Source organism: Actinoplanes sp. NPDC051537 (assembly GCF_055586105.1).
On record NZ_JBVJIU010000017.1, the window covers coordinates 253,788 to 264,454 of the forward strand.

The 10,667-nt window shown below is 71.6% G+C and carries 9 protein-coding genes; 7 read left to right on the forward strand and 2 right to left on the reverse strand.

Annotated elements, in window-relative coordinates; translation table 11 throughout:
• Position 1: 1 nt before the first annotated feature.
• Genes ACZ6TB_RS36340 through ACZ6TB_RS36365 form a run of 6 tightly spaced genes read left to right on the forward strand, consistent with a single transcriptional unit; the run spans position 2 to position 5,496 of the window.
• Positions 2-937, forward strand: coding sequence for a carbohydrate ABC transporter permease (locus ACZ6TB_RS36340; protein ID WP_465562348.1), 936 nt, complete (start codon positions 2-4; stop codon positions 935-937).
• Complete coding sequence (locus ACZ6TB_RS36345; protein ID WP_465562350.1) at positions 934-1,797, forward strand: carbohydrate ABC transporter permease; 864 nt, start codon at positions 934-936, stop codon at positions 1,795-1,797. The genes ACZ6TB_RS36340 and ACZ6TB_RS36345 overlap by 4 nt, the downstream gene beginning before the upstream one ends.
• Positions 1,794-2,741 carry a Gfo/Idh/MocA family protein gene (locus ACZ6TB_RS36350; RefSeq protein WP_465562352.1) on the forward strand — a complete coding sequence of 316 codons (948 nt, stop codon included), beginning with the start codon at positions 1,794-1,796 and terminating at the stop codon, positions 2,739-2,741. Before ACZ6TB_RS36345 ends, ACZ6TB_RS36350 begins: the two co-directional genes overlap by 4 nt.
• 12 nt (positions 2,742-2,753) lie before the next feature.
• Entirely contained in the window at positions 2,754-3,581 is an 828-nt protein-coding gene (locus ACZ6TB_RS36355; RefSeq protein WP_465562354.1) for a sugar phosphate isomerase/epimerase family protein, read from the forward strand.
• Positions 3,578-4,636, forward strand: coding sequence for a Gfo/Idh/MocA family protein (locus tag ACZ6TB_RS36360; protein WP_465562356.1), 1,059 nt, complete (start codon positions 3,578-3,580; stop codon positions 4,634-4,636). Before ACZ6TB_RS36355 ends, ACZ6TB_RS36360 begins: the two co-directional genes overlap by 4 nt.
• Complete coding sequence (locus tag ACZ6TB_RS36365; RefSeq protein WP_465562358.1) at positions 4,633-5,496, forward strand: sugar phosphate isomerase/epimerase family protein; 864 nt, start codon at positions 4,633-4,635, stop codon at positions 5,494-5,496. Before ACZ6TB_RS36360 ends, ACZ6TB_RS36365 begins: the two co-directional genes overlap by 4 nt.
• A 435-nt stretch (positions 5,497-5,931) precedes the next feature.
• On the opposite strand, the gene ACZ6TB_RS36370 is transcribed toward ACZ6TB_RS36365, so the two are convergent.
• On the reverse strand, positions 5,932-6,933 hold the full coding sequence (locus tag ACZ6TB_RS36370; RefSeq protein WP_465562360.1) for a LacI family DNA-binding transcriptional regulator: 1,002 nt from the start codon (positions 6,931-6,933) through the stop codon (positions 5,932-5,934).
• A 55-nt stretch (positions 6,934-6,988) separates the two neighbouring features.
• Between ACZ6TB_RS36370 and ACZ6TB_RS36375 the strand changes: the two genes are divergently transcribed.
• On the forward strand, positions 6,989-7,687 hold the full coding sequence (locus ACZ6TB_RS36375; RefSeq protein WP_465562362.1) for a dienelactone hydrolase family protein: 699 nt from the start codon (positions 6,989-6,991) through the stop codon (positions 7,685-7,687).
• Positions 7,688-7,769: 82 nt separating this feature from the next.
• Here ACZ6TB_RS36375 and ACZ6TB_RS36380 read toward each other — a convergent pair whose 3' ends face one another.
• Positions 7,770-10,484: a hypothetical protein gene (locus tag ACZ6TB_RS36380; RefSeq protein ID WP_465562363.1), complete on the reverse strand. Its 2,715-nt coding sequence runs from the start codon at positions 10,482-10,484 to the stop codon at positions 7,770-7,772.
• Positions 10,485-10,667 lie beyond the last annotated feature (183 nt).

Sequence of the window (10,667 nt, forward strand, 5' to 3'; positions counted from 1 at the left end):
CATGACCACCCTGGTCACACCGCCGCGGGAGGCGGCGACGGACAAACACCACAAGCGCAAGGGCGTGACCGAGCAGCAGCGCCCGCTGTGGCTGCTCACCCCGGGCGGCCTGCTGATGGTGCTGATCATCCTGATCCCGCTGGCGCTCGCGCTGTGGATCTCGCTGATCGACCTCGACCAGTACACGCTGCGCCGGTGGGTCCAGGCGCCGTTCATCGGCCTCGCCAACTACGCCGAGGCGTTCGACTCGGGCCTGCTGCACTCGATGTGGATCAGCGTGTCGTTCGCGCTCATCTCGACCGCCGCGACGGTGCCGATCGGGATCGCGGCGGCGCTGGTCACCCAGAACGCCTATCGAGGGCGGGGCCTGGTGCGGGCGGTCTTCCTCATCCCGTACGTGCTGCCGTCGTTCGTGGTGGCGACGGTGTGGCGCACCATGCTCCAGCCGGACGGCATCGTCAACAGCGTGCTCGGCAAGACCGGCACGCTGTGGCTCAGCGGCTCGAACTCGTACTGGACGCTGATCCTGGTGGAGATCTGGGCGGCCTGGCCGTTCATCTACCTGATGTCGCTGGCCGGCCTGCAGTCGGTCGACCACGAGGTGCACGAGGCCTCGGCAGTGGACGGCGCGACCTGGTGGCCGAAGCTGATCAAGGTGGTGCTGCCGTACCTGCGCGGCCCGGTGCTGCTGGCCTGCCTGCTGGCGACGCTGAACCACATCAACAACTTCACCCTGCCGTTCGTGCTGTTCGGCGCGCCGGCCCCGGACAACGTCAACGTGATGCCGATGCTCGTCTACGTGACCAGCTTCCAGGGCCTGCGGTTCGGCCTGAGCGCGGCGATGGCGGTCCTCTCGCTGATCCTGATCCTGATCCCGCTCTTCGTCTATCTGCGCGCGGTGCGGCTGGACGTGCACGAGGAAGGAGGCCGCAAGTGAGCGCGCACGCCGAGGCGACCCGGCTGCTCCCCCGGCCGCTGCTGATCACGCTGACCGTGCTGCTGTGCGCGGCGGTGCTGGTGCCGATCACGTACATCGTGCTGGCCTCGCTGAACAGCGACGTGGGCGTGGCCTCGGGCGAGTTCTGGCCGAGCTCGTTCAGCCTGGAGAGCTACCGCAAGATCTGGACCACGGCCGACCTCTCGACCGGCCTGGTGAACAGCCTGATCGTCTGCGGCTTCACCGCGGTGGCGTCGGCGCTGCTCGGCACCACCACCGCGTACGTGCTGGTCCGCTACAAGTTCTGGGGCCGGCTCACGATCCTGCGCGGCCTGGTCGGCCTGCAGAGCATCCCGGGCACGCTCATGCTGCTGCCGGTCTTCGTGCTGTTCTCGTCGGCCGGCAACTACCTGGGCCTGACCGTGATCGGCACCCGGTGGGGCCTGTTCATCGCCTACCTGACCTTCGCTCTGCCGTTCTCGACCTGGGTGATGGTCACCTACCTGCGCGGGCTGCCCCGGGAGCTGGAGGAGGCGGCCCGCACCGAGGGCGCGTCCACGGTGGTCATCCTGCGGCGGATCATCTTCCCGCTGAGCCTGCCCGCGATCGTGGTCGCCGGCATCTTCGCGTTCCTGCTGGGCTGGAACGACGTGCTGTTCGCCTCGGTGCTGACCCGGCCCGAGACGCACACCGCCGCCGTCGCGCTGCAGGTCTTCGGCTCGTCCCAGGAGGGCGGCGCGCTGCCGGTGTACTCGCAGATGATGGCGGCCGCGCTGGTCTGCGCAGCGCCGGTGGTGATCCTCTATCTGATCTTCCAGCGCTATCTGGTGGGCGGCCTCACGGCGGGTGGCGTCAAGTGACCCGGGTGGCGGTGGCCGGCCTCGGCGACGTGTCGGTGGTGCATCTGGCGGCCATCTCCGCGTTGGGGGCCGAGCTGGTCGGGGTGTGCGATCCCGACCCGCAGCGTTCGCCGGACGGCTACCGCGACCACCGGACGATGCTCGACTCGACGCGGCCGGACGTGTTGCACATCTGCACTCCACACGATCAACATGTGCAACTCGCGATCGACGCGCTGGAGCGTGGCGTCAACGTGTTGACGGAGAAGCCGGTCGCGCACACGATCGCCGAGGCATCCCGGCTGGCCGAGGCAGCTGCCGCCCATCCCGACGTCAAGATCGGCGTCTGCCTCCAGAACCGGTACAACGCCACATCAGAAAAAGTACGAAAAATCCTTGCCAACCAGACACCACGCGGCGGGTCGGCGGCGGTGTTCTGGCATCGCACCGCCGCCTATTACGCGGCTCGGACGTGGCGGGGTGACAAAAGCCGCAGCGGCGGCGGGGTCCTGATGAATCAGGCCATCCACACCATCGACCTCATGCAGTGGCTGCTCGGCGACGTCACCTCGGTGAGCGGCCACGCCGGGCGCTACGGCGCTCTGCCGGGGGACGTCGAGGACACCGCCCACCTGCTCCTCGACCACGAGGGCGGCGCCCGCAGCGTCGTCTTCGCCACCGTCACCAACGTCGTCGACCAGCCGGTCACCATCGAGATCGTCACCGACGAGGCGGTCCTGACCATCAAGAACGACCTGACCATCGCGTACGCCGACGGCCGCACCGAAGTGATCACCGAGCGCCGGGCGGCCGGCGGCGGACGCGCCTACTGGGGCGCCTCGCACGAGCTGCTCATCGCCGATTTCTACCGCTCGCTCGCCGACCCGGAGCCGTTCTGGATCGGCCCGGCCGAGGCCCTGAAGTCGCAGTACCTGATCGACCGGATCTACCGCTCCAACACCTGAAGGGCGCCGCCGATGTGGACTCTCTCCGGATTCGCCGACGAGATCTCCCCCGATCTCACCGAGCAGTGCGAGGTCGCGACGAGCCTCGGCCTCAAGTACATCGAGGTGCGCAGCGCCTGGGACGTCAACATTCTCGACCTGTCCCCCGAGCAGCTGGCCACGATGAAGAAGACGCTTTCGACGTACGGGATAAAGGTGTCCAGCATCGGCAGCCCGATCGGGAAGATCTTCATCGACGAGGAGTTCGGCCCGCACCTGGACCGGATGCGGCATGCCGCCGAGGTCGCCCAGGAGCTGGGCGCGCCGTACATCCGCATCTTCTCGTTCTTCCTCCGTCCCGGCAGTGACCCGGCCGACCACCGCGCCGAGGTGATCGACCGGATGCGGGCGCTGGTGCGGGTGGCCGAGGAGGCCGACCTGGTGCTGCTGCACGAGAACGATAAGGAGATCTACGGTGACGTGCCGGCCCGCTGCCTCGACCTGATCCGCTCGGTCGGCTCGCCCTACCTGCGGCTGGCCTGGGACCCGGCGAACTTCGTGCAGGTCGGCGTGCGGCCCTACAGCGAGGGCTACGCGGCGCTGCGCCCGCACGTCGAGTACATGCAGATCAAGGACGCGATCGCGGCCGACGGCACGGTGGTGCCGGCCGGCGAGGGCGACGGCGAGCTGGCCGAGACGATCCGGGCGCTGCGGCACGACGGCTTCGACGGGTTCTTCTCGCTCGAGCCGCACCTGGCCCTCGGCCACGCCACCGGCGGTTTCTCCGGCCCCGAGCAGTTCCGCCGGGCCTGGCGCGCCTTCACCGAGCTCTTGAAGACCGAGGAGATTGAGTACGCGTGAGCACACCGAAGTTCGTCATCGTCGGCGCCGGCGTGATCGGCCGCCATCACGGGCTCGTGATGAGTCAGCTCTCCGGCCAGGCCTCCCTCGTGGCCGTCGCCGACGTCTCCCCGGACCGTGCCTCGTCGCTGGCGTCCGAGCGCGGCGGCCACCCCTATCCGTCGCTCACCGCGGCTCTCGCGGCCGAAGAGATCGACGTCGTGGTCGTCTGCACTCCGACCGGCAGGCACGGCGAGGTCGCGATCGAGGCCCTCGAGGCCGGCAAGCACGTGATCGTGGAGAAGCCCGCCGAGATCACCGTGGCCCGCACCGACGAGATCATCCGGGCCCAGCAGAAGGCCGGCACCCTGGTCACGGTCATCTCCCAGCACCGCTTCGACCCGGCGACCGAGAAGGTGCTGGCCGCGATCGAGGCCGGCGAGCTGGGCCGCCTCACCTCCGGCATCGCGTCGGTCGACTGGTGGCGCGGGCAGAGCTACTACGACTCGGGCGGCTGGCGCGGCACCTGGGAGCTGGACGGCGGCGGCGCGCTGATGAACCAGGGCGTGCACACCGTCGACCTGCTGATCGCCGCGCTCGGCCGGCCGGTCGAGGTGTTCGCCTACGCCGGGACGCTCGCCCACGAGCGGATCGAGGTCGAGGACGTGGCGACCGGCGTGGTCCGCTTCGAGTCCGGCGCGCTCGGCGTGCTGCACGCGACGACCGCGGCCTACCCCGGCCTGAGCGCCCGGCTCCAGGTGCACGGCGACCGCGGCTCGGCCGTGATCGACAACGACGAGATGGCGTACTTCCACGCGACGCCCGTCGGCTCTTCGGCCGCCGAGGTGATGATGGGGTCGACCCAGTCCATCTCGGGCGGTTCGCCGGACACGGCGGCCGCGGCCAATCCCGGGCAGCTCTCCGACGCGCACCGCCTGCAGTACCTCAACTTCCTGGGCGCCCTGGCCGGCACCGAGAAACTGCGCGTCGACCTGGAGACCAACCGGCAGGCGGTCGGCGTCATCACCGGCGCGTACGAGTCGGCCCGCACCGGACGGCCGGTGGTGCTGTCATGAGCCGGATCGCCGCCAACCCCATCCCGTACTGGGCGTCAGCCGGCAAGACCAAGGAAGTCTTCGATGAGGCTTTCCGGGACTTCCAGGAGATCGGCTTCACCGCCGTCAAGGCCGACGTCCCCGACGACATGACCGTTTCCGACTATCGCTCGTGGATAGCCGGCTACGGGCTGGCGCCGTCGCTCAGCCTGTTCAACTCGCCGTTCGACGAGACCGTCTCCCTGGACGACGAGGTGGAACGGGCCAAGCAGTTCGCCGCCACCCAGGTCGCGCTCGGCCTCGACCGTACGATGATCTCGTCGATGGCGCTCCCCGAACGCCTGGCCACCCCCGCCGTCGGCGCCGGCTTCTCCCCCGCCCGCCTGGACCGCGCCGTCGACATGTGCGGCGAGGTGTGCCGGGTGCTGGCCGCCGAGGGCCTGCGGCCGCTGCACCACTCGCACATCGGCGGCGTCTTCGAGACGGAGCACGAGATCACCACCCTGCTCGACGACCTGGGCCCTTCTGTGATCGGCTTCGGCCCCGACACCGGCCACCTGCGCTGGGCCGGCATCGAGCCGGCCGCCTTCATCCGCCGTTACGCCGACCGCCTGGGCGGCATCCACCTGAAGGACGTCTTCCCCGACCTCCTCGCCCGGCGCGACCTCTCCTACCGCGCCGCCACCGAGACGAAGCGCCTGTGGGCCGAGCCCGGCCTCGGCGTGGTCGACTTCAACGCCGTGCTGGACGCCATCCCACCCACCTACGACGGCGACTACATGATCGAGGTGGACGAGCCGAGCGTCGACTCGAAGCGCGAGTCCCACCGCATGTCCTACAACTGGGCAAAGACCGCGTTGGCCGCGCGGGTGTCGCCCTGACGCCCTTTGCTCTGCTTACCAATACGCGCGCCGCCGCTCCGCATCCCGCCGGCCGATTGTCCGCCGATGCCCTTTGCTCTGCTTACCAATACGCGCGCCGCCGCTCCGGATCCCGCCGGCCGAGTGTCCGCCTGACGCCTTGCTCTGCTTACCAATACGTGCGCCGCCGCTCCGGGTCCCGCCACCCGGGTCGCGCCGCCGGCCCCGCCGGCCACGCCGGCCCAGGTCACGCCGCCGGCCCCGCCGGCCCAGGTCACGCCGCCGGCCCCGCCGGCCCAGGTCACGCCGCCGGCCCCGCCGGCCCAGGTCGCGCCGCAGCTGCCCCAGGCCCCACCCCGTTCACTGGGTGGGGCCAAGCTACCGACCGGGTATGACAATTTCCGTCGGTTGTCCTCAACGCGCGCGTATAGGTAAGCAGAGCGACAATCGCTCTGCTTACCGATACGCGCCGTCGCGGCGGGCTCGGGCGGTCGAGCCGCGCACCACCAGGCGGACGGGCAGCACCAGCGGGTCGCCGCTGGGCTGGGCGCCCTGGGCGACCGCGATGCAGTTGCGCACGCCGGTGAAGCCCATCCGGTAGAGCGGCGACGCGATGGTGGTGAGCTGCGGCTCGACCAGCTCGTCGAAGATGATGTTGTCGAAGCCGACGACGCTGACCTGGCCCGGTACGTCGATGCCGAGCCGGCCGAGGCCCTTGACGATGCCGATCGCGAGCTGGTCGTTGTAGGCCTGCACGGCCGTCGCCTGCATCTCGGCGACCCGCAGTGCGGCGCTGAGGCCGGCCAGCACGGTCGGCTCGCACGGCCCGACCCGGCGCGCCTCGAGGCCGAGCTCGGCGGCGACCGTACGGACGGCACGCCAGCGAATGCCGTCGGACCAGCTGGCTTCCGGCCCCGCGACGTACGTGATCCGCTCGTGTCCGAGTTTGGCCAGGTGCTCGACCGCCCGCCGGATGCCCCGCTCGGCGTCGTTCACCACGCAGTTGGCCTCGGGGATGCTCCGGTTGAGCAGCACGACGGCCTTCTGCTTGGCCACCATTCGCAACGCCGAGTCGGTCATCCGCGAGCTGGCGATCACCACCCCGTCGACCTGGCCCAGCTCCTGCTCGATCGTCTCCCGCTCGACCCGGGGCGACTCGTTGGTGTGCGAGAGGATCAGCTGGTAGCCGGCTTCACGGGCGGCCTCGTACGCCCCCTTGATGATCTCGCCGTAGAAGGGGTTCGTGACGTCCGCGACCACCAGCGCGATGGCGTTCCGCTGGCTGGCCGGCGCCTTGGACGCCGGGCTCGCCGACCGGTAGCCCAGCTTCTCGGCCGCCGCGAAGATCCGCTGAGCGGTGTCGGCGTGCACCCGCCCCGGACGCGCGTACGCCCGCGACACGGTGGACGCGGCCACCCCGGCCTCGCGAGCCACGTCGTAGATCGTCGGGCGGGTCATGTCGAAAATGTTAAATCCGTCTTGCTCCCGGCGACACCGATTAGGGTCGGCGGTCGTGATTACCTGGTTCCCCACGGTGGAGCGTCCGCCGCTCGTCCTGCTCGGCCACGGCGGCGGCTCGGACAAGCGCAATCCCCGCCTCGCCCGCCTCGGCGCCTGGTTCGCGGAGACAGCCGGCTTCGCCGCGGTGGCCATCGACGGCCCGTACCACGGCGACCGCGTCCCGGCGCCGGTGTCGCCGCCCGAGTACTGGTCGCGGATGGCCGCCGACGGACCGGAGCTGGTCCTCGACCGGATGATCGGCCACTGGCGGGAGACGATCGACGCCCTTTCCGGTCGCGCCGACACGTCCCGCCTCGCCTACATCGGCCTGTCGATGGGCACCCGGTTCGGACTGCCGCTGATCGCTGCCCTGGGGACACGCTGCCGGGCCGCCGTCCTGGGCAAGTTCGGCCTGCGCGCGGCCCCGCCGATGGACCCGGCACTGTCCCTGCCGGACCGCTTCGCCGCCGACGCCGCCCGCATCACCTGCCCGGTCCTGTTCCACATCCAGCTCGGCGACACCCTGTTCCCGGTGGACGGCCAGCGCGAGCTCTTCGACCGGCTGGCGAGCCCGCGCAAGGAGCTGCTCACCTATCCCGGCCCGCACGGCGTGACGGACCCGGACGCCGAGTTCCGCTGGCGCGACTTCGTCCGCCGCGAGCTGTCCGGCGAACGCCCGCGGGAGGGCCGGATCGACGGGGAAGGCGACTGACCAGGAGTGCCGCCCGACGGCGGCGGCAAGGCCGGACCCGCGGTCGCACAAGACCTGAGCGCACCGCGCCGCCAAACCATGCCTAGCCGCCGAATTCCTCCAGCACGGCGGCGTCGATACGGACGGCGATCGCCCAGGCGTGGCGCCAGTGGGCGGCCATCAGGGCCTCGGCCGCCGCGGTACGCGCCACATCGCGCCGGCCGCGGCGGAGGGCGGCCATCGCCACCGACCGGAACGCGTGCGCCCGCTGCTGTCCCTCGGTGATCGACATGCCCGTCGCCAGGGCCTCGTCGATCAGACCCTCGGCGGCCTGGGCCTTGGCGATGGTGGCGAGGGCAGGCGCCTGGAACCGGGAGTCGCTGATCTCGCCGGCGGTGGCGATCGCGGCTTCGTAGAGCCGCTCCCCGGCCTGCGCCTCGGCCACCGCCACCAGCGCCGGTGCGCGCCGCTGCGGGTCGTCGACCCGGTTCGCAGCGGCCGTCGCGGCGGCGAAGTCCTTCATCGCGGCATGCGCCCTCGCCAGGCGAGTCCAGGCGTTCGCCGACTCCCAGTCGACCGCCTCGGGCGCCACCGCCTCGGCGCGGGCCAGGGTCGTCGCCGCATCGTCGATCCGGTCGCGCTCGACCTGGCGCAAGGCGATGGTCGCCAGTGTCCCCGCCCGGATGCCTGCCGGAAGCCGCTCGGCCGTCGCCGACGCCTGATCGAGGAGCCCGGCGGCGGACTGCGCGTCGGCCAGATCCACCAGCGGGTTCCCGAACGAGCTCGGGTTGGTTGCGCCGCCGGCTCCCGTCATCGCCGTGGCCCGGACCAGCGTGGCACTCGCCTCGGCCGGGAACCCGGCCGCATCCTGGGCTTCGGCGATCTCGGCCAATGTGCGGATCAACCTGGACAAGACGAAATCTGTGCCGTGGTAGACCGTGGCGGTCTTCTCGACGGCCCGGCCGAGGGTGCCGGCGGCTCGCTCGGGTTGTCCGGTGTCGACCCAGGCTCGTGCGATCGCGATGGTCAAGGTCGTGCTCTCCAGGAGGTCCAAGCCGGCAATCAGGGTCCGCCGGTCGAACGTCTCGTTCATCATCGCCTCGGCCTCCTCGACGCGACCGGCCCGAGCCATGGCGGCGAGAAGCGCGGCGACCTTACGAGAGTCGACCATCTCATGGGTGTCCCGGCAGATGTGCAGTCCCCGGTCGAGCGTTGCCGAGGCGGCCGCGGTCAGACCCAGCCGGCGCTGCGCCTCCGCCACCCGGATCAGGCTCGACATCGGCTCGGACCCGTTGAAGTTCCCGGCAGCCAACTCGTCCGCGATCACCTCGGCCCGCTCGAACGCTTCGGCCACCCGGTCGGCCTCTCCGGTCGAGGCCGCGGCCGCGGCGATCCGGACGAGCAGGCTGACCTGATCCGCGCCGTTCTCCATCAGCGGCACGACCTTTTCGGCGTGGCCGAGGGTGGCCGCCGCACGGTCCGGCAGCGCGAGCGCGCACTGCGACCGAGCGACACCGACCAGGGTGAATCCGCGGTCCCAGACGTCCTCGATGTTCACGGCGACGGCGGCCGCCCGGTCCAGGACATCGGCCGCCCGGGCGGGAAGCCCCGCTCCGGCCAGCGACCGCGCGACCTTGCGCAAGCCGTCCGCGTCCTGCCAGTCCCCCTCGACCGCACGGCTCACCGCCACCGCCTCCTCGGCCGCGAGCAGGGCTTCGCGATGCCGGCCGGCCCCGGCCGCGGCCGTCGCGAACGCCAGCAACGCCGGGATCTTGCGGGACGGCTCCGGAATCGACCGGGCATAGGCGAGCGCGTCCGCCGCGGCGCCCGCACCGATCTGGCTCGATGCCAGCTCCACCAGGGTCCGCTCCCGCAGCGCGTCCTCGTCGATCATCGCGGCCGTCGCCGCCGCCTGCCGGAAGCCGGCCCGCGAGGCCGCGGCGCCGGACGTCTCCGCCTCGGCCAGCGCCCGATCCCGATACGCCCGGGCAACTTGCAGGAATATCGACGCCCGCCAGGTGCCCCACCGGTCCTCCTCGCGCTCGACCTCGGCTCGCGCCCGCTCGAGGGCGTCCGCCGCCTCGCGCGGCCGGCCGGCGGAAGTGAGGGCCTCGGACAACCGCACCAGGGCCGCGCCGACGTTCGCCCGCGACACCTCCTTGAACAGCCGGTCACCGGCGCCGTCCAGATCGGCGCGAAGGGCGGAGAGGGTGGTCTCCGCCCGCTCCACCATGCCGGCGGCAATCTCGGCGTCGGCGATGTGCAGCAGCTCCCCGCCGGCCGGCCGGCCGGACCGGCCGGCTTTCAGCTCGTCGATCTGCGCGGCGGCGGCTTCCCGGTGCCCCACCGCGGCATGTGCCCGCGCGAGCTGGATCAGGGATCGACGGTGCTCCGGTTGGCTCAGCGCGCGCACCTCGGTGGCCATGCGGTCGACGACGGTCGCGGCCGCGGCGCGCCGGCCGTTCTCGACCAGGTCCTCCACGACCGCCAGGTACACGGGCGGCCGCTCGCCCGGGGGCAGCTCGCCGGCCAGGGCCAGGGCCTCGTCGAAATGGCCGGCCCGCACCAGGGCTTGCGCGGCCGCTGCGTCCTGGCGCCGCCCGCTGATGCCAAATCGGTCCCCGGTCACCACCGTGACCAACTCTCGCCATGTCGACGCCGCGTCCGCGGTCAGGCCCGCGGCGGACTGCGCCTCGGCGATCTTGATGAGCTCCTCCGGCCGATCGAAGCCCTGCCTTGTCGCTTCCACCGCCTTGCCGAAGGTGATGGCCGCCCGCGCACCGAACCCCGCCGCCGCCTCGGCCTTGGCGATGTCCACGAGAAGCGAGGCGTTCCTGTTCCCGGACGCGGCCCTCTCGAACGCTTCGACCGCCAGTTCCGGGAGCCCCGGGGGGGGGGGGGGGGGGGGGGGGGGGGGGGGGGGGGGGGTGGAGGGGGGGGGGGGGGGTGCTGCGCGGTCCGTATGCGCCCTTGTGCTCCCAATGCGGGGGAGTGTGCTATT

What these genes read in the sequence shown, in the direction of transcription:
- ACZ6TB_RS36355 (WP_465562354.1), top strand. Translation starts at nt 2,754, where the DNA reads ATGTGGACTCTCTCCGGATTCGCCGACGAGATCTCCCCCGATCTCACC.
- ACZ6TB_RS36340 (WP_465562348.1), top strand. Translation starts at nt 2, where the DNA reads ATGACCACCCTGGTCACACCGCCGCGGGAGGCGGCGACGGACAAACAC.
- ACZ6TB_RS36365 (WP_465562358.1), top strand. Translation starts at nt 4,633, where the DNA reads ATGAGCCGGATCGCCGCCAACCCCATCCCGTACTGGGCGTCAGCCGGC.
- ACZ6TB_RS36370 (WP_465562360.1), bottom strand. Translation starts at nt 6,933, where the DNA reads ATGACCCGCCCGACGATCTACGACGTGGCTCGCGAGGCCGGGGTGGCC.